At 64.5% G+C, this 17516-nt stretch carries 15 protein-coding genes; 6 read left to right on the top strand and 9 right to left on the bottom strand.

Translation table 11 applies throughout. The features are described 5' to 3' along the window. Positions 1-3: 3 nt before the first annotated feature. Positions 4-285, bottom strand: coding sequence for a DUF167 domain-containing protein (locus RA19_RS03345; protein ID WP_039159687.1), 282 nt, complete (start codon positions 283-285; stop codon positions 4-6). Between the two features lie 204 nt (positions 286-489). Between RA19_RS03345 and RA19_RS03340 the strand changes: the two genes are divergently transcribed. After that, entirely contained in the window at positions 490-1068 is a 579-nt protein-coding gene (locus RA19_RS03340; RefSeq protein ID WP_039159686.1) for a nitroreductase family protein, read from the top strand. Beyond that, complete coding sequence (locus tag RA19_RS03335) at positions 1065-1754, top strand: EI24 domain-containing protein (RefSeq protein WP_039159540.1); 690 nt, start codon at positions 1065-1067, stop codon at positions 1752-1754. The genes RA19_RS03340 and RA19_RS03335 overlap by 4 nt, the downstream gene beginning before the upstream one ends. 319 nt (positions 1755-2073) lie before the next feature. Here the strand turns inward: RA19_RS03335 and RA19_RS03330 are convergent, their stop codons facing one another. Together RA19_RS03330 and mce are read right to left on the bottom strand one after the other, a co-directional pair. Next, the gene (locus tag RA19_RS03330) at positions 2074-2349 is read right to left on the bottom strand and encodes a DUF1467 family protein (protein ID WP_039159538.1); all 276 of its coding nucleotides are present in this window, start codon (positions 2347-2349) and stop codon (positions 2074-2076) included. Between the two features lie 56 nt (positions 2350-2405). Further along, the gene (mce, locus tag RA19_RS03325) at positions 2406-2810 is read right to left on the bottom strand and encodes a methylmalonyl-CoA epimerase (protein WP_039159536.1); all 405 of its coding nucleotides are present in this window, start codon (positions 2808-2810) and stop codon (positions 2406-2408) included. Positions 2811-2985: 175 nt separating this feature from the next. Between mce and RA19_RS03320 the strand changes: the two genes are divergently transcribed. Together RA19_RS03320 and RA19_RS26860 are read left to right on the top strand one after the other, a co-directional pair. Beyond that, on the top strand, positions 2986-3705 hold the full coding sequence (locus tag RA19_RS03320; RefSeq protein WP_039159534.1) for a response regulator: 720 nt from the start codon (positions 2986-2988) through the stop codon (positions 3703-3705). A gap of 1 nt (position 3706) precedes the next feature. Beyond that, the gene (locus tag RA19_RS26860) at positions 3707-3844 is read left to right on the top strand and encodes a hypothetical protein (RefSeq protein WP_193748215.1); all 138 of its coding nucleotides are present in this window, start codon (positions 3707-3709) and stop codon (positions 3842-3844) included. Positions 3845-5047: 1203 nt separating this feature from the next. Here RA19_RS26860 and RA19_RS03315 read toward each other — a convergent pair. From RA19_RS03315 to RA19_RS03290, 5 genes are all read right to left on the bottom strand, one after another. Then, a complete protein-coding gene (locus tag RA19_RS03315; protein ID WP_039159533.1) occupies positions 5048-6262 on the bottom strand; it encodes a DUF1501 domain-containing protein in 1215 nt (404 codons plus the stop codon). Between the two features lie 22 nt (positions 6263-6284). Continuing rightward, the gene (locus RA19_RS03310) at positions 6285-7670 is read right to left on the bottom strand and encodes a DUF1800 domain-containing protein (protein WP_039159531.1); all 1386 of its coding nucleotides are present in this window, start codon (positions 7668-7670) and stop codon (positions 6285-6287) included. 222 nt (positions 7671-7892) lie between these two features. Further along, complete coding sequence (gene aspS, locus RA19_RS03305; protein WP_039159529.1) at positions 7893-9677, bottom strand: aspartate--tRNA ligase; 1785 nt, start codon at positions 9675-9677, stop codon at positions 7893-7895. Positions 9678-10039: 362 nt separating this feature from the next. Next, the gene (locus RA19_RS03295) at positions 10040-10693 is read right to left on the bottom strand and encodes an aminotransferase class IV family protein (RefSeq protein ID WP_039159685.1); all 654 of its coding nucleotides are present in this window, start codon (positions 10691-10693) and stop codon (positions 10040-10042) included. Beyond that, entirely contained in the window at positions 10636-11841 is a 1206-nt protein-coding gene (locus RA19_RS03290; protein ID WP_039159684.1) for an aminodeoxychorismate synthase component I, read from the bottom strand. Before RA19_RS03290 ends, RA19_RS03295 begins: the two co-directional genes overlap by 58 nt. A 200-nt stretch (positions 11842-12041) precedes the next feature. On the opposite strand from RA19_RS03290, the gene carB reads away from it, so the two are divergent. Both carB and RA19_RS03280 read left to right on the top strand, forming a co-directional pair. Further along, on the top strand, positions 12042-15398 hold the full coding sequence (carB, locus tag RA19_RS03285) for a carbamoyl-phosphate synthase large subunit (protein ID WP_039159523.1): 3357 nt from the start codon (positions 12042-12044) through the stop codon (positions 15396-15398). Between the two features lie 148 nt (positions 15399-15546). Then, the gene (locus RA19_RS03280) at positions 15547-16506 is read left to right on the top strand and encodes a proline racemase family protein (protein ID WP_039159521.1); all 960 of its coding nucleotides are present in this window, start codon (positions 15547-15549) and stop codon (positions 16504-16506) included. A 33-nt stretch (positions 16507-16539) separates the two neighbouring features. On the opposite strand, the gene RA19_RS03275 is transcribed toward RA19_RS03280, so the two are convergent. Beyond that, entirely contained in the window at positions 16540-17253 is a 714-nt protein-coding gene (locus tag RA19_RS03275) for a trypsin-like serine peptidase (RefSeq protein WP_039159519.1), read from the bottom strand. Positions 17254-17516: the final 263 nt, after the last annotated feature.

Here is a 17516-nt window from a genome sequence, read left to right as displayed (position 1 = left end):
CAGTCAGGCCGGGCCGGTATAGACAAACAGCTTGCTGCGGGAGGCTGAACCGCGGCGCAGCTCCAGATTTGAACCTGCCGTGCCCATGGCCGCGGCCAGAAGCTGGCGGATGGCGTCATTTGCCTTGCCGTTTTCCGGCGCGGCCGTGACAAAGACCTTCAGCTCCCCCTCTGCCTGCACAATCGCATTGCGGGCCGCCTTGGGCGTGGCCCGGACCGCGATCTCTGCGCCCGGCACGCACAAATGGCTTAGGTCCGGCAGGTCTTTCTTCTTTGGCTTTCCCATATGGCCACACATGCCCTGTGCATCCCGCAAACGCCATAGGCTTTGACTTTGCCCTCGTCCCGCCGCTATCACCTTGCTCGCGAAACCCAGCCCGCCGCCCTGCTGCATTCGCAGCACACCTGCGGCCCGCAAGGCCAATCGGCTCTTGAAAAAACACCCATGGCCGCCGAAATAGGCGGCAACAGATGTAAAAAGGTTTCACATATGCCCGCACGCAATGATGCCGCTCTTGAATTCCTGCTGTCGCGCCGCTCGCGCCCGGCCAAAACGCTGGTGGCGCCCGCGCCAACGCGGGATGAGCTGCAGCCGATCCTGACCGCTGCCGCCCGCACTCCCGATCACGGCAAGCTGGAGCCCTGGCGCTTCATCGTGGTGGAGCAGCCCGCGATGGCCCGCCTCGCCGCCCTGACCGAAGAAGCAGGCACCCGCCTTGGCAAAAGCCCCGAGGATATTGCCAAGGGCCGCAGCCAGTTCGATCAGGGGCAGCTGGCCGTAGTGGTGGTCGAAGTGCAAAAGGACAGCGCCAAGATCCCCGCTCTGGAACAGACCTATTCCGCCGGCGCCGTCTGCCTGGCGTTGCTGAACGCCGCGCTGGCCGCCGGCTGGGGTGCCAATTGGCTTAGCGGCTGGGCCAGCCATGACGCGGGTTTTGCCAAGGCCGCCTTTGACTTGGCCGCCAACGAGCGCATTGCCGGGATCATCCACATAGCCACCGAAAGCGCCGCCCCGCCCGAGCGCCCGCGCCCGGACCTGGACGCCATCACAACCTGGATGAGCGAATGATCTTCACCGCCTTCTTCAAGACCCTCGGCCAGACCGGCGACCCGCGTTTCCGCAAAGTGCTGTTCCTCGGCATCGGCCTCAGCATCGCGCTGCTGTTTGCCGCCTACGCCGCCTTCCTTATGCTGATCCAATGGCTGGCCGGTCCGGAAGTGACTTTGCCGGTGCTGGGCCAGGTCACCTGGGTCGACGACCTGCTGTCGATCGGTTCGCTGTTCTTTATGCTGTTCCTATCGGTTTTCCTGATGGTGCCGGTCGCCTCGGCGATCACCTCGATGTTCCTGGATGAGGTTGCCCAGGCAGTGGAAGACAAGCACTACCCCGCCCTGCCGCCCGCCGCCAAAGTGCCGTTCTGGGACGCGGTCAAGGACACGGTGAACTTCCTCGGCCTGCTGATTGCGGCCAACATCCTGGCGCTGTTTCTCTATTTCCTGTTCCCGCCGGCAGCGCCGTTCATCTTCTGGGCTCTGAACGGTTTCCTGCTGGGCCGGGAATATTTCACCCTCGCCGCCGCCCGCCGGGTTGGCACCGCCGAAGCCAAGAAGCTGCGCCGCCGCCATGCCACCACCATCTGGGCAGCTGGTACTCTGATGGCGATGCCCTTGTCGCTGCCGCTGGTGAACCTTGTGATCCCGATCCTGGGCGCCGCCACTTTCACCCACCTCTACCACGCCTTGGCGCGCAAATAGGCGCCCCGGCCGCAGCCGGGTCAAGGCCGGCGCCAGCCGCCGCGCGGCACGCGCGGTTCAGCCTTGACGCGGCGAAGGACGGGTTACAATGGGCGAGGCGCCTTGAGGAGCAAACCTGCTCCTCAAACGCTTCTCAGCAAATTCCATCCGAAACAGCCTTCATAGCGGCCTGCTCCAGTCCGCCAGGGCTGGCCACCCAGGCTGGCCGCACCTGCGCCGCGCACCAGCGCGGCGCCACGCCCAACCGGCGCGGAGGCATTTTCAATGCCGCCGGCACCGGGCGGGAGTTCCTGTTTTCTTTTACAGGGAAAGAGACGGATCACTGCTGCTCGGGCAGCATTCCCATCCAGTCGAAGTCCCGCACCGAGATCACTTCGGAAATGATGATCCCGCAGATAACGGCCCACAGAACCGCGGCCACGCCGGTGGTAATCCAGGCTTTCTGCTTCAGAAAATGCTTCGCAGGCGCGCCTGCATGGGTGCCGGGCATCACATCGCCCTTGTCGCCCTGTGTCTCCAGCCGGATCGGGATGACCACCAGGAAGGTCATGAACCAGATCACCGCATAAAGCACGATCGCTGAGGTAACGCCCATCTCACTGGCCTCCCGGAATAGCCCTGCCCCGCAGTTGGGACAGGGAGCTCATAGCGTCAAACTTCTTCGAGTTCCACCAGGCAGCCGTTGAAATCCTTGGGATGCAGGAACAGCACCGGTTTGCCATGGGCGCCGATCTTCGGCTCGCCCGAGCCCAGCACCCGCGCGCCTTCCGCCTGCAGGTGATCGCGGGCCGCCAGAATGTCTTCCACTTCATAGCAGACGTGGTGAATGCCGCCCGCCGGGTTCTTTTCCAGGAATCCGTTGATCGGCGAATTCTCCCCCAGCGGATACAGCAGCTCGATCTTGGTGTTCGGCAGCTCAATGAACACCACGGTCACCCCGTGATCCGGCTCGTCCTGCGGCTCCCCCACTTTGGCGCCCAGCGCATTGCGGTACTGGGCCGACGCCGCCTCCAGATCAGGGACGGCAATGGCAACATGGTTCAAACGGCCAATCATCTCTGTTGTGCTCCTCTCACAAACATTCCTCGCCCCGGTTATGGGATGGATGCTGCGCCGCGGCAAGTGCGCCATTGCGCGCGGGGCCGGCGGCTCCCGGCGCCGCACGCGGCGTTAACCTGTAATTAGCCTCGAATCCCTAGCCTCGGATCATATCCCGCAAGGAGCATATGTTATGGACGATTCGGAACTGTTTGCCGCCGCTCAACGCCTGCCCACCACCCGCCGCCCGCTATTGGGGCTGACGATCCTCGTGGTGGAAGACAGCCGCTTCGCCTGCGAGGCGCTGCGGCTTTTGTGCCTGCGCAGCGGCGCCCGCATCCGCCGGGCCGACTGCCTGAAGTCCGCCCGCCGCCATCTGCAGGTCTACCGTCCCACGGTTCTGATCGCCGATGTCGGGCTGCCTGACGGCTCCGGCCTCGACCTGATCCGCGAACTGGCAGACGCCAGCCCCCGCCCCAGCGTGATCCTTGCAACCTCGGGCGATCCCTTGCTCGAACAAGCCGCTTTTGAAGCAGGGGCTGCGGGCTTCCTGGAAAAGCCAATCACCTCTTTGGCCGCATTCCAGCAGAAAATTCTTTCCAACCTTCCCGCCGACCGCCAGCTCTCGGGGCCACGGGCACTGGATGACGAAACGGTGGAGCCTGATTTCCTCGCCTACCGGGACGACATGGCCCATGCCGCGGATGTACTGAGCATGAGCCAGGAAGAAAAAACCCTGGCCTATCTGGCGCAGTTTCTCGGCGGTGTCGCCCGCAGCGCCGGCGACAACCCTCTGGCCGAGGCCGCCGACCGCCTGGCCCGGGCCCGGCGCACAGGGAAACCGCTGACCCAGGACGCCGCGGTCATCGCCGGCCTCGTGCAGGAGCGGCTGGAACGCCGTGCGGCTATCTGAGATGGTGGAAGCGTTTCTGATCGCCCTGGCCACCCTCGCCATTGTACTGTACGGCCAGACCCGGATGGAAGCACGGGACATCCGCAATCGCAGCGCAGAAAAAAACCGCCCGCTGGTTCTCTACCCGCCGCGCCGTTGAAACCGCAGTTCTCTCCTTCTTCAAACTGAGCCATTGTACCCCACCGGTTCCGTTACCTGAGCTTGCCGTTTGAGCATGACGCTCCTCTGCCCGCCTCAATCCGTGCGGCGTTGCAGGCATCTTACCAGCTTCTCCCCGGAGCATCCTGATCCACGCTTCGAACCCAAGGAAGCGGGAAGGAACACCAGCCTCAGACCAACTGACCGCAATGCTCAGGCGGTACTTTGCTCCGGCAGGCGGCCCGTACCTCCGCAGATCTCCCGCGCCCGCAGATGCGCGGCTGGCGCCGCACCCCTTTGCGGCCTTGGGCCCGGCACCGCCTGAAGGCGGTGCCGGGCCCAACGGATCAGGCCGTTGCAAACGGCCTGAGCGGGCGGGAGCTGCTGCCGGTGATGCGTCCTGCGTCTTTGGTGTTTGAACGTTCGGAAAGCCCTCCTGGCCTGAGCTCTGATTCAGCCTTCCGCAAGGAGATACCGGGCGGTGCTGGTCCGGTGGGCGAGCAGAATATTGCCCTTGTCATGACGTTTCCGGCTGCAATGCTCCACCGGGGCAAGCGGCCCGCGGCTCTTCCTGGACACAGGTTACCAGATGTCCCGGGCAGGTGCGCTCGGGCGCGGCCTGCCGCAGGAAACCGGTCATTGGAAGTGCCTCCCACCGGGTGCCGCAATCGGACCCAAACCGTTGTATTCAAACAGGTACTTGATGTCTCAGACACGGGGCTGACAACGAAAGCACAATCACCGGCGCGGCACCCATGAAAGATCACGGCCACGGGTGAGCGCGACATGGGAAAAAATCAAATGGCGGCTGGCGGCCATAGTGCCGGCCTTGGCGGACGCTACCGGGAACCTGAAATGTTCCGCGCAAACCGTCACGGCACAATGGATGCAGCCCCATACCCCTGCAGCATTGCATCCGGAGTGCCACCTGCGGGCAAGGCCTTCGACAGAAATTGCATCATTGGAGGCACGGCCCAAAGCGGCACCAGGACCGCTATTCTTTTTCTCCCCCAAGCGGAAACTGCAGCTGGAGACTGGCAACGCGCAGTCCAGACAGCGGCATCTGGTGGAGAACGCCTTTCGGACACTCGGATGCATAGAGCACTGGTAAAATCGGCACATTCTACGTCGCGATGACCAGCCAATGCCCATCCGCGATCCATTCCCGATGGAACTCCTCAATCCCTGCCCCGGATCATTCAAGCTACAGCAGCAAGCCCGGGTTCCCTGCCATTTCCACTCCTGGAAAAACCGCGGTTTCCAGGCCGTTTCGCCCGGCCCCCGCCAGCCCGTGCAAGAGCCAGGCCAGGTGGCGGCGCACATCGCCGGTCGGCATCAGATCCCGGCGGTCATAGAGATCCGCCTCCGAAAGCCCCGGCCAATCACCAAAGACCCTGCCGCCGCGGACCGCGCCGCCGGCCAGCATCATTGCACCGCCAGTGCCATGATCGGTGCCGCCGGTGCCGTTTTCCCGCACCGTGCGCCCGAATTCGGTGACCGCAACGATGGCCGTCCGGCCCCAGATCTCCGCTCCCACGCCGCGGTGCAGCTCCAGCACCGTTTCCGACAGCCGCCCCAGCGCCGCCTGCAGCCCCTTCGCCTGGCCGGAATGCGTGTCCCAGCCGTTGATCGAAAAGGCTGCAATCCTGGTATCCCCACGCAGCTGTTCCGCCGCGTAGGCTGCAATCTCGGCATGCGCCTTGCCCCGCGGAGGCGCCATCATCTCCATCATGCCCGCGCTGTCTACCCCTTCCTCCTCAAGGGCGGGCAGCCGGTCCTGGCGGGTCAGCTCCAAAGCCTCGTTCAGCGCCGCGTGGAACAGCGGATCCTCCTCCATCAGCAGGCCTGCCAGACGCTCGGCCTGAGGGCTCATCGCCAGCCCGGCACCCGGTGCCCATTGCGAAACCGGCGCCGCACCATCCATCAGCAGCATCCGTTCCTGGCCGATCGCAAAGGCGGTGCGCGCCTCGGTCCCGGGAAGCTGCTGCAGCAGCCGGTTCAGCCAGCCGCCGCGGGCTTCTCCCAAGGCCGAGGTGCCTGCCTCCAGCAGATCCTGGCCATCGAAATGGCTGCGCCGGTCCCGGTAAGGCGTGGACACGGCCTGCACAAAGCCCAGCTCACCCTTACGCCAAAACGGCAGCAAAGGCGCCAGCGCCGGGTGCATGGCAAAAAAACCGTCCAGATCCAGCGCACCGCTCCCGGGCCCGCCTGAAAGAGTCCGCCGCAGGCCGCTGAAATCCGCATCTCCATAGGGCTGCACAACATCCAGGGCATCCATGCCGCCGCGCAGGATGATCACCACCAGGCGGGTGTCCCACGGGGCGGCGGCAAAGCTGACCGGTGTTACCAAAGGACTGGCGGCGAGCGAACAGCCCAGAGCGGCGGACCGGGTGAGGAGCGAACGGCGGGTAAGTTGCATCGGCAGGTCTCCGGTTAACGGCTTAGCGGCGCTGAAAGGCAGGAGACGACAGCACCAGCCCGATCGCCTCGGCTTCGGTTTCGGCTGCACCGGCGGCAAAGTGCACCCGTTCGCCGGCGTAACGGCCCAAGGCTGCGCCGGCGAACCGGCGCGGGTCGGGCAGCGGCTGCTGCAGACGCCGCGGCGCCGACATCGACCAGCGCAAACGCGCGGCCAGCGCTTGCGGAGTGATCCAGGATGCATCCTCTTCGGACCAGCCGTCGGGACCGCCCGAAAACTCCCAGCGCTGCCCCATCTGCGTGAGCGGCGACAGCAGCAGGCGGCGGGTTTGGCCCGCCCGCAGGCCGGCAATCCGTGCCTGCGGCACCGCCAGCGCCCGGCAAGCAGAGGCGACATAGTCAAACGGCGGCTTCACATTGGCCAATTCCGGCTGCCAGGCGGCCGGATGCTCAAGCAGCGCCGCATAAACCGGCAGCAGCTGGCCGCCGCTCTCCTGGTAGAGCGCCGCCATGTGGGCAATCAGCGCAGGCTCCGGCTGGTCCGACGTGAAATGCACTGCCAGCTTCCAGGCGATGTGCCGGGCGGTTGCCGGATGGCGGGCCAGATCCCGTAAGGCGGCCAGCACCTGCCCGGCCTCCGGCCTGCCGCCGCCATAGACCTTGCCCAGCACGGTTTCCGGCCCGGGTTCCGCCATCCCGGGCCGGAATACAAACCCCTGGTCCTGAGAAACGCTCAATCCGGTGAACAGCTCGGCCAGCTGGCGCACGTCCGCCTGGCTGTAAGGGCCGCCAACCCCAAGAGTGTGCAGCTCCAGCACCTCGCGCGCCAGGTTCTCATTCAGCCCGCTCAGCCGTTTACGCCGCTTTGCGGCCCGGCTGCCCGGCCCGGCCGAGCGCAGCTGGTCAAGGTAATGCAGCATCAGCGGGCTGGTCACCGCCGCGATCAGCAGGTCCTCGAAGCGGCCCGCCACATGCGGCCGGATCACAGATTCGGCGTAGGGAGCCGCCAGCACCCGCATCGGCCCGGACTTGCCCTGGGCAGTAAAGTGGTCCGCCCAAAACAGAACCAGCCGTTCGCGGAACCCGTCCCGGGTTGCAACATGGCGCAGGATCCGCTGGCCATGCCAGTTCAGACGGGTTTCGTTGCGCTCGCGCCGGTAGGTCTTGAAGGCTTTGTCAGCAGCTTCATAACCGCTGCTGCCCTCCAGCTCCCGGCGCTGCTTGCGCAGGCGCCTGAAGTCGCTGACACCGGCAAAGGCCTCGTCAAAGCTGCTGACGGGAAACCGCAGCGCCATTTCATCCGGCCCCTGCAAACGGCGCAGCATGTCTTCTGCCGATTGCGGCGGCGGCAGCAGCGGAGACAGCCCCGCGCCGAACCGGATTTCCGCCAGGTCTGGATCAAACCGCATCGCCGGCTCTCCCTCAGTTTCTTTGCAGCGCAAATACAGGGCATCGTCTCCTACCCCGCAGTGCGATTTCAATTGTTACGCAGAGAATGCCCCAATCCGTCGGTGTTATTCAAAATCATTCGTCTGAAATCCGCTAACCGGCAGCTGCCAGCCCTTTGCCCGAAACAAAAAAAGGCCTGGTGCAGAACCAGGCCTTTTTTGAGTTCTCCGCGTTGCCGCTGCTTACTGATCCTGCGGGATCACCCGCAGGCCTAGCTCCATCAGCTGCTCGCTAAGCGGCTCGGACGGTGCCGACATCATCAGGTCTTCGGCGCGCTGGTTCATAGGGAACATGATGACTTCGCGGATGTTGGCCTCATCGGCCAGCAGCATCACCATACGGTCGATACCGGCCGCGCAGCCGCCGTGCGGGGGTGCGCCGTACTGGAACGCGTTGACCATGCCGCCGAACCGCTTCTCAACCTCTTCCTTGCCGTAGCCTGCGATTTCAAAGGCCTTGAACATGATTTCCGGCTTGTGGTTCCGGATCGCGCCGGAGACCAGTTCATAGCCGTTACAGGCCAGGTCGTACTGGAAGCCTTTGACCGCCAGCGGATCGGACAGCAGCGCGTCCATGCCGCCCTGGGGCATCGAGAACGGGTTGTGCTCGAAATCGATCTTGCCGGTTTCCTCGTCCTTCTCGTAGATCGGGAAGTCGACGATCCAGGCAAAGGCAAAGCGGTCCTTGTCAATGAGGCCCAGCTCCTCGCCGATGACGGTGCGGGCCTTGCCTGCGACGCCTTCAAACGCCTTCGGCTTGCCACCCAAGAAGAAAGCCGCGTCGCCGACACCCAGGCCCAGCTGCTGGCGGATCGCCTCGGTGCGCTCGGGGCCGATGTTCTTGGCCAGCGGGCCTGCGGCCTCGATGCCTTCGCCCTGGTCGCGCCAGAAGATGTAACCCATGCCCGGCAGGCCTTCGCCCTGGGCAAACTTGTTCATCCGGTCGCAGAACTTGCGGGAGCCGCCGGTGGGTGCCGGGATGGCCCGGATTTCGGTGCCTTCGTTTTCCAGGAGGTTTGCGAAAATCGCAAAGCCCGAGCCACGGAAATGCTCGGAGCAGTCCTGCATCTTGATCGGGTTGCGCAGGTCCGGCTTGTCGGTGCCGTACCATTTGGCGGCATCCTTGTAAGAGATCTGCGGCCAGTCGGCGGCGGCATCCACCTTGCGGCCCTGCCCGAATTCCTCAAACACGCCCGCCATCACCGGCGCGATGGTGTCAAAGACGTCCTGCTGGGTGACAAAGGACATTTCCATGTCAAGCTGGTAGAAGTCTGCGGGAGAGCGGTCCGCGCGCGGGTCCTCGTCGCGGAAGCAAGGCGCGATCTGGAAATACTTGTCAAAGCCCGAGACCATCATCAGCTGCTTGAACTGCTGCGGCGCCTGCGGCAGCGCGTAGAACTTGCCCGGGTGCAGGCGCGAGGGCACCAGGAAGTCGCGCGCGCCTTCGGGGCTGGAGGCGGTGATGATCGGGGTCTGGTATTCGTTGAAGCCTATGTCCCACATCCGCTTGCGGATCGACTGGATCATGTTGGCGCGCAGCACCATATTGCGCTGCATCTTCTCGCGGCGCAGGTCCAGGTAGCGGTAGCGCAGGCGGGTTTCCTCCGGGTATTCCTGCTCGCCGAAAACCATCAGCGGCAGTTCCTCGGATTTGCCCAGAACCTCGATGTCGCGGATGAAGACCTCGACCTCGCCGGTCGGGATCTTGGGGTTCACCAGGCTCTCGTCACGCGCCAGCACGTTGCCGTCGATGCGGATGCACCATTCGGAGCGGACCTTCTCGATCTCGGCAAACACCGGGCTGTCCGGGTCGGCCATCACCTGGGTCACGCCGTAGTGGTCGCGCAGGTCGATGAACAAGAGGCCGCCGTGGTCGCGGACGCGATGGACCCAGCCCGACAGGCGGACAGTTTCGCCGACGTTGGATTTGTTCAGTTCGGCGCAGGTATGGCTGCGGTAGGCATGCATGGCGTGACCTTTCATTGGACCGGGGGTGCCCGGGCGGGCCGTCATTCGGGAGATGCGCCTGTGTGCGGCGCAGAATTCGTCCGGGGTGGTACACAAGGTTGCGGCTCTGTTGTCAAGCAAACTGGGCAAATTCGGTGCCGCCCAGTGTCCGGTTTTTCCGGTTGCCGCGTCTTATCCGGAGAGCTCCCGCCCCTTCCCTGTCCCATCGCCGGCGCGATGGAACGGAAAGCGTTGGGCGTGGCGCCCGGCCTGCGGCCGGGCGCGGGCAGCGTTCGCAGCGCGCCGCAGGCGCGCTGCCGGGCCCAAGGGCAAAAGGTGATTGGCGCAGCCAAGCGGCGTTTGCGCGCGGGAGCCCGCCGCTGTCAAACCAGCCTGACCGGGATCAGCCCGCGCAGGGAATTGCCCATGTGAATGGCTAGTGCCTGGTGCAGGTCCTGCTGCAGAAGAAGTTCTTCCCGGCACCGGCCGCTATCCAGCAGCACCTGGCGCAGGATGCCGGGCAGCAGGCCCGAGCTGAGCGGTGGTGTCACCATCTGCCCATCTGCCCGGGTCACGAAGAGATTGGTGATTGTGCCTTCGCACAGCTCACCCCGCCCGTTCAGGAACAGCAGCTCATCCATGCCCGCTTGCAGCGCGGCCCGCGCGGTATCATACAGCGCACGGCGGGTGGTCTTATGCTGCAGCCAGATGTCATTGGCATCCAGCCGGGTCTCTGCAATGCCCAGCCGCCATTCGGCCGGGGGGCTGCCCAGCGGCGCCGAGGCCAGTTCCAGCTGGCCGTCCGCAGACAAAGTCAGCCGGCAGCGCAGCGGCGTACCGCCTGCAGCCTCAGCCAGCACCGCCCGCGCCTCATCAGGATCAAAGGCAATGCCAAACGCCGCCGCGCTGCGCCCCATCCGCTCCAAATGCTGCGGCAAATGCCGGAATCCCTCGCCCGGATGCCAGCCCAGGGTTTCGATCAGGCGGAAAGCGGGATCGTTCTGGAGGGCGTCACGCGGGCAAAGCGGGCTTTCCATAGGGCTTCCTCATATTCGGACACGGCTGTGCTGTCCCAGACCACGCCGCCGCCAACGTTGAGCGTTGCACGCCCCTCTTCCAGCATCAGGGTGCGGATCGCCACGTTGAACTCTGACGAACCATCCGGCGCCGCCCAACCGATGGTGCCGCAATAGATATCACGCGCCCAGGGTTCCAATTCCGCCAGGATCTCCATCGACCGGATCTTGGGCGCCCCGGTGATCGAGCCGCAGGGGAACAGCGCCGCAAAGATCTCGGCCAGCCCGGCATCGGGCCGCAGCCGCGCCCGCACCAGCGAGACCATTTGGTGCACAGTGGCATAGCTTTCCACCGCAAACAGCTCCGGTACATGCACCGAGCCTGTCTGCGCCACGCGGCTGATGTCATTGCGCAGGAGGTCGACGATCATCAGGTTCTCGGCGCGGTTCTTCTCGTCCTGGCGCAGGAAGTCGCGGCGGCGGGCGTCCTCTACGGGATCGTCGCTGCGCGGCTGGGTGCCTTTCATCGGGCGGGTCTCAATGACGCCCTCCGCATCGGTGCGGAAGAACAGCTCAGGCGAGCGCGACAAGAGGTCCGGCAGGCCGTCCTGCTGAACCAGCACGCCGTGGCCGACCGCCTGTTTGGCTTGCAGCGCAGCATAAAGCTCTTCTGCGGTGCCGTAGGCCTCCGCATCAATCGGGAAGGTCAAGTTGGCCTGATAAATATCCCCTTGGCCGATGTTGCGGTTCACTTCAGCGAAGGCCTCGGCGTAACGCTCATAGCTCCAGCGGGGTGTTATGCCCTCAAGACCCGCTTCGCCTGGCCGATAGGCCGGGCATCGCCCGTCCCCCCCCCCGGGCAGGCGATACTCGCTCCCCCGCGGCCGGGCGCTGCCCTCGGTGAAAGAAACAGACGGCGCCTCATAAACTCCAAAGCAAAGCAGCGGCAGCCGCCGCTCTGCGGGCATCCGCGCGGCCAGTTTCGGCTCCAGCGCATAACCCAGCTCATAAGAGGCATAGCCCGCCAGCCAATGCCCCGCGTCCCGCGCCGCATCCAAAGCGGCCAGCGCGGCAGGCACCTCTTCCGGCCCGTCCGCGCGGATCATGCGCAGCGGCTGGTCGAAACATGTGCCGGCCCCCATGGGCCCCTGATCAAAGCGAATCCGCACCGGATTTGACTCCATGAGCTGTTGGGCTCCACATATATCCGTTCGCTATGCGAACAAAAGGGGTGGATGCGGCATTTTCATTTCCGTTTCCGATCCCCCTTGAACCTTTCTGCGCGGTCCCTATAACGCAGGACAATTTGGGCGCACGCCAGCGCCCCTGATTCAAAGCCTGCCCGCGCGAAAACCGAAGGAAGCCTGCCATGCCCAAAAGAACCGACATCCAGTCGATCATGATCATCGGAGCGGGGCCCATCGTCATCGGGCAGGCCTGCGAATTCGACTACTCCGGCGCTCAGGCCTGCAAGGCCCTGCGCGAAGAGGGCTACCGGGTCATCCTGGTGAACTCCAACCCGGCCACCATCATGACCGACCCGGGCCTGGCCGACGCCACCTACATCGAGCCGATCACCCCCGAAGTCGTCGCCAAGATCATCGAGAAAGAACGCCCCGACGCGCTGCTGCCGACCATGGGCGGGCAGACCGGCCTCAACACCTCGCTGGCGCTGGAAGAGATGGGCGTGCTGGACAAATTCGGCGTTGAGATGATCGGCGCCAAGCGCGACGCCATCGAAATGGCTGAAGACCGCAAGCTGTTCCGCGAAGCAATGGACCGCCTGGGCATCGAAAACCCCAAGGCGACCATCGTCACTGCCCCCAAAAAAGACGACGGCACCGCCGATCTGGACGAAGGCGTCCGCATCGCGCTGGACGCGCTGGACGAGATCGGCCTGCCCGCGATCATCCGCCCCGCCTTTACCCTGGGCGGCACCGGCGGCGGCGTCGCCTATAACCGCGACGACTACATCCACTTCTGCCGCTCGGGCATGGATGCATCGCCAGTGAACCAGATCCTGGTCGATGAATCGCTGCTGGGCTGGAAAGAATACGAGATGGAAGTGGTGCGCGACACCGCCGACAACGCCATCATCGTCTGCTCGATTGAAAACGTCGACCCGATGGGCGTCCATACTGGTGACTCGATCACCGTGGCCCCGGCGCTGACGCTGACCGACAAAGAATACCAGATCATGCGCACCCACTCGATCAACGTGCTGCGCGAGATCGGTGTGGAAACCGGCGGCTCCAACGTGCAGTGGGCGGTGAACCCCGCCGACGGCCGCATGGTGGTGATCGAGATGAACCCGCGTGTGTCGCGTTCTTCGGCGCTGGCCTCCAAGGCGACCGGCTTCCCGATTGCCAAGATCGCGGCCAAGCTGGCGGTGGGCTACACTCTGGACGAGCTGGACAACGACATCACCAAGGTGACCCCGGCGTCGTTCGAGCCGACCATCGATTATGTTGTCACCAAGATCCCAAAATTCGCCTTTGAGAAATTCCCGGGCTCCGAACCCTATCTGACCACCGCGATGAAGTCGGTGGGCGAGGCGATGGCCATCGGCCGCACCATCCATGAGTCGCTGCAGAAGGCGCTGGCCTCGATGGAATCTGGCCTGACCGGCTTTGACGAAGTGGAAATCGACGGTGTGAACGCCGGTACTTGGGAACCGGCAGGCGACAAGGCCGCGGTGATCAAGGCGATCGGCCAGCAGACCCCCGACCGGATGCGCACCATCGCCCAGGCGATGCGCCATGGCCTGTCCGACGATGAAATCCAGGCCGTCACCAAGTTCGACCCCTGGTTCCTGTCCCGCATCCGCGAGATCGTCGAAGCCGAAGCAGAAGTCCGTGGAAATGGCCTGCCGGGTGACGAAAAAGGCCTGCGCGCGCTCAAGATGCTGGGCTTCACCGACGCCCGCCTGGCCAAGCTGACCGGCAAGAAAGAAGCCGAGGTCCGCAAGGCCCGCCGGGTGCTGGGCGTCAACGCCGTGTTCAAGCGGATCGACACCTGCGCCGCCGAATTCGAAGCGCAGACCCCCTACATGTACTCCACCTATGAAACGCCGGCCTTCGGCGACGTGGAATGCGAGGCGCGCCCCTCGGACAAGAAGAAAGTCGTCATCCTCGGCGGCGGCCCCAACCGGATCGGCCAGGGCATCGAGTTCGACTACTGCTGCTGCCACGCCTGCTTTGCGCTGACCGACGCGGGCTATGAGACCATCATGATCAACTGCAACCCCGAGACCGTGTCGACCGACTATGACACCTCGGACCGGCTGTATTTCGAACCGCTGACGTTCGAGCACGTGATGGAAATCCTGCGCACCGAGCAGGACAACGGCACCCTGCACGGCGTCATCGTGCAGTTCGGCGGCCAGACCCCGCTGAAACTGGCCAACGCGCTGGAGGCCGAAGGCATCCCGATCCTGGGCACTTCGCCCGACGCCATCGACCTGGCCGAAGACCGCGAGCGCTTCCAGGCGCTGGTCAACCAGCTGGGCCTGAAGCAACCGAAAAACGGCATCGCCTCCACCGACGAGCAAGCGCTGGAAATCGCAGGCGAAATCGGCTTCCCGCTGGTGATCCGCCCGTCCTACGTTCTGGGCGGCCGGGCGATGGAAATCGTCCGCGACATGGACCAGCTGAAGCGCTACATCGCCGAAGCCGTTGTGGTCTCCGGCGACAGCCCGGTGCTGCTCGACAGCTACCTGGCCGGCGCGGTTGAACTGGACGTCGACGCGCTCTGCGACGGCAAGGACGTGCACGTCACCGGCATCATGCAGCACATCGAAGAGGCCGGCGTGCACTCGGGCGATAGCGCCTGCTCTCTGCCGCCCTACTCGCTGGAAAAGGACGTGATCGCGCAGATCAAGGAACAGACCAACGCCCTGGCGCTGGCGCTGAACGTGGTCGGCCTGATGAACGTGCAGTTCGCGATCAAGGACGGCGAGATCTACCTGATCGAGGTGAACCCGCGCGCCTCGCGCACCGTGCCGTTTGTGGCAAAAGCCACCGACTCCGCCATCGCTTCCATCGCCGCCCGCGTGATGGCCGGCGAGCCGCTGTCGAACTTCCCGATGCGCGCGCCTTACGAGCCGGACGCAGGCTATGACGTCAACACCCCGATGGCTGACCCGATGACCCTCGCGGACCCGGACATGCCCTGGTTCTCGGTCAAAGAGGCCGTGCTGCCCTTCGCCCGCTTCCCGGGTGTCGACACCATCCTGGGCCCGGAAATGCGCTCCACCGGCGAAGTCATGGGCTGGGACCGCTCCTTTGCCCGCGCCTTCCTGAAAGCACAGATGGGGGCCGGCATGGTGCTGCCCTCCTCGGGCCGCGCCTTCATCTCGATCAAGGACGCCGACAAGGGCCAGCTGATGCTGGACGCCGCCAGGATCCTGGTAGAGCAAGGCTTTACCCTGGTCGCCACCCGCGGCACCCAGACCTGGCTGGACGGCCAGGGCGTCGCCTGCGAGCTGGTCAACAAAGTCTATGAGGGCCGCCCCCATGTGGTCGACATGCTGAAGGACGGCGACGTCCAGCTGCTGATGAACACCACCGAAGGCGCCCAGGCGGTCGAGGACAGCAAGGAAATGCGCTCGGTCGCGCTTTATGACAAGATCCCCTACTTCACCACCGCCGCCGGCGCCAACGCCGCCGCGCGTGCGATCAAAGCCCAGGCTGAGGGTGACGTTGAGGTGAAATCGCTGCAGGGCTAAGCAGCGGAAAATGCCTGAAATCAGATCAAGCCCCGGGATTTCCCGGGGCTTTTTCTTTGGACCTCCCCAATCTCTCCCTGTTTCCGCTTGCTACAGGAGGAACCGCACCGCTACCCATTGCCTGTGTCAGCAACGCAGGAGCGGAAACATGAGCTCAGGGCCAATCGAAACCAGCGTTTCCGCAACCGACGTCAGGCTTGCAGGCGACATCCTGCGGGTTGTGCATGGCGGCTTGCCGGACCTGAACACTTCCAACCCGCAAGCTGCCCTGGAAGAGCTGCGCCAAAATCATCAAGGCTTCCGCAGTTTTCTCAACCAGCCGCCGCACGGCAATGCGATGGTCAATTCCTGCCTGCTGTATCCGCCCGCCGCGCCGGACACCGATGGCACCCTGTTTCTGGCCTCGCGCTTTGCCTATGCGCCGCTGGCCGGCACAGCGTTGATGGCGGCGGCCGCAGCACTGGCCCGGCAGGCGCTTGAAGACGGCCAGGCCGCGCGGAATGCCTATTTCTTCCAGACAGCCAATGGTCCGGCCAGGATCAACGTGCAGAACGCTGCAGGCCTGACGGCCCAGGCGGAATGGATCACCGCCCCGCCTGCCATGCTGTCGGCAAATGCCGAGCTGCCCGGCGCGCCTGGCCGCACGCACAGCGTGTCCCTGGTTTCAACCGGCCTGCCTTATCTGGTGGCGGATGAAGACACGCTGGGCGCTTCCCTTGACGATCACCCCAGCCTCGGGCCGGCCGCCGCGGCTCTCAGCCGCCGGGCAAGCGAGGTGTTTCCGACCTCCCGCTTCGGGGCAGAAGCCAGCTACGCCCCCTATCTTGTGATGGCCATCCGGCAGACAGCCCGCGATCATATCCGGACGGTGTGGATCTCCGACGCCGGCGAAATTGCCAGCTCTGCCGGCGGCACGGGCGCCCTGGCGGTGGTGGAAGCCTGCCAGGCCCGCGGCTTAGTCCAGCCGGACACCCGAGTCACAGTAGAGGCCCCGGGCGGGGCCTTCGATTGCAGGGTTGGCAGCAGCCAAGCCTCTGTCCAGGCTGAGACCCGTATCACTGCAAGCCACTTGTTCTACTGGCCAGGAGAGAGCGGCACCGTTAAGTAGCCGCTCTCCAGCCCGCAAGAGGTTTGCGCAGCCTCACCCCGCCTTGCGCATCAGGTCATGGAGCGCATGGTTCACGCCGGTGGCGATCGACACCCGCTTGCCGCCCATCCTCGCCTTGGCCGAGATCACCGAGACCAGCCGCGGCGGGCGGCCGGGCTGCAGCTGCAGCACCGGCGAGCCCGAGGCTCCGAAATCCACCAGGCAGGTAGTGACCAGCATGGCCTGCCTGGCTGCCAGCACCTGACAGGCGTTCTGCCGGTTCAGGGTGGTTGCTTTGTGATAAGAATAAAACAGCACATCAACGCTATCGCCCCGGCCCGGCGCTGCGGCCAGCGCCAGTGGGCGGATTTTCTGCGGGCTGATCGGCCTGTCCAGGCGCAGCACCGCCAAATCGTAACCGGTCTGGGCCCGGCCATTGGTGCGGTGCTCATAGCCGGGGTGCTGCACAGCTTTAACCACTTTCCGCTGGGCCTTCGACTGCCTGCCGTTCAGCCCCGCTTCGAACTTGATCCGCCGCGGGTTCACCGCCCGCCCGTTTTGCGGATTATACAGGCAATGGGCGGCGGTCAGCACCAGATCCGGCGCAATCAGGCTGCCGGTGCACATGGCTTTGCCGGAAATGTTCAGCCGCCCGACGGCCTCCCAGCCCGGCACAGATTGCACTTGCGCCTGCCCGCCGCCGGCAAGAGCGTTGCCAGCCCCGCATGTGATCAAGGCCGCAGCAGCGATACCCAGTAATCGTCTCATGACCCACTCCATGTTCCCACATCGCCATGGTCGGTGAAGCCTGGGGCCGGAATGGGGCCTGCCGCGGTGCCGCGCAGGCAGAATGATGGGCAGAATGAGGCAAAGTTAACAACAGGTTAATCCGGGACAGCAGCGCGGCAGACGAACCGCCGGAAACCCTTATTTTCTTAACGCTTGCCGGCGGTTTTTGGAAAAACCCCTTAAAAACCAAGGAAAACCTTATATTTTCCGTTAGCAAAAAGATGCAGGATTTCCGCTGTTTC

The sequence above is a fragment of the Leisingera sp. ANG-M1 genome, from assembly GCF_000813745.1.
Taxonomy (GTDB): Bacteria; Pseudomonadota; Alphaproteobacteria; order Rhodobacterales; family Rhodobacteraceae; genus Leisingera.
The sequence above is the reverse complement of the archived record's forward strand: the minus strand, read 5'-3'. Positions and strand labels throughout refer to the sequence as shown.

Excerpts from the sequence above, each read along its gene's own strand:
- RA19_RS03345 (WP_039159687.1), bottom strand. The coding sequence starts at position 285 with ATGGGAAAGCCAAAGAAGAAAGACCTGCCGGACCTAAGCCATTTGTGC.
- RA19_RS03340 (WP_039159686.1), top strand. The coding sequence starts at position 490 with ATGCCCGCACGCAATGATGCCGCTCTTGAATTCCTGCTGTCGCGCCGC.
- RA19_RS03335 (WP_039159540.1), top strand. The coding sequence starts at position 1,065 with ATGATCTTCACCGCCTTCTTCAAGACCCTCGGCCAGACCGGCGACCCG.
- RA19_RS03330 (WP_039159538.1), bottom strand. The coding sequence starts at position 2,349 with ATGGGCGTTACCTCAGCGATCGTGCTTTATGCGGTGATCTGGTTCATG.
- mce (WP_039159536.1), bottom strand. The coding sequence starts at position 2,810 with ATGATTGGCCGTTTGAACCATGTTGCCATTGCCGTCCCTGATCTGGAG.
- RA19_RS03320 (WP_039159534.1), top strand. The coding sequence starts at position 2,986 with ATGGACGATTCGGAACTGTTTGCCGCCGCTCAACGCCTGCCCACCACC.
- RA19_RS26860 (WP_193748215.1), top strand. The coding sequence starts at position 3,707 with ATGGTGGAAGCGTTTCTGATCGCCCTGGCCACCCTCGCCATTGTACTG.
- RA19_RS03315 (WP_039159533.1), bottom strand. The coding sequence starts at position 6,262 with ATGCAACTTACCCGCCGTTCGCTCCTCACCCGGTCCGCCGCTCTGGGC.
- RA19_RS03310 (WP_039159531.1), bottom strand. The coding sequence starts at position 7,670 with ATGCGGTTTGATCCAGACCTGGCGGAAATCCGGTTCGGCGCGGGGCTG.
- aspS (WP_039159529.1), bottom strand. The coding sequence starts at position 9,677 with ATGCATGCCTACCGCAGCCATACCTGCGCCGAACTGAACAAATCCAAC.
- RA19_RS03295 (WP_039159685.1), bottom strand. The coding sequence starts at position 10,693 with ATGGAAAGCCCGCTTTGCCCGCGTGACGCCCTCCAGAACGATCCCGCT.
- carB (WP_039159523.1), top strand. The coding sequence starts at position 12,042 with ATGCCCAAAAGAACCGACATCCAGTCGATCATGATCATCGGAGCGGGG.
- RA19_RS03280 (WP_039159521.1), top strand. The coding sequence starts at position 15,547 with ATGAGCTCAGGGCCAATCGAAACCAGCGTTTCCGCAACCGACGTCAGG.
- RA19_RS03275 (WP_039159519.1), bottom strand. The coding sequence starts at position 17,253 with ATGAGACGATTACTGGGTATCGCTGCTGCGGCCTTGATCACATGCGGG.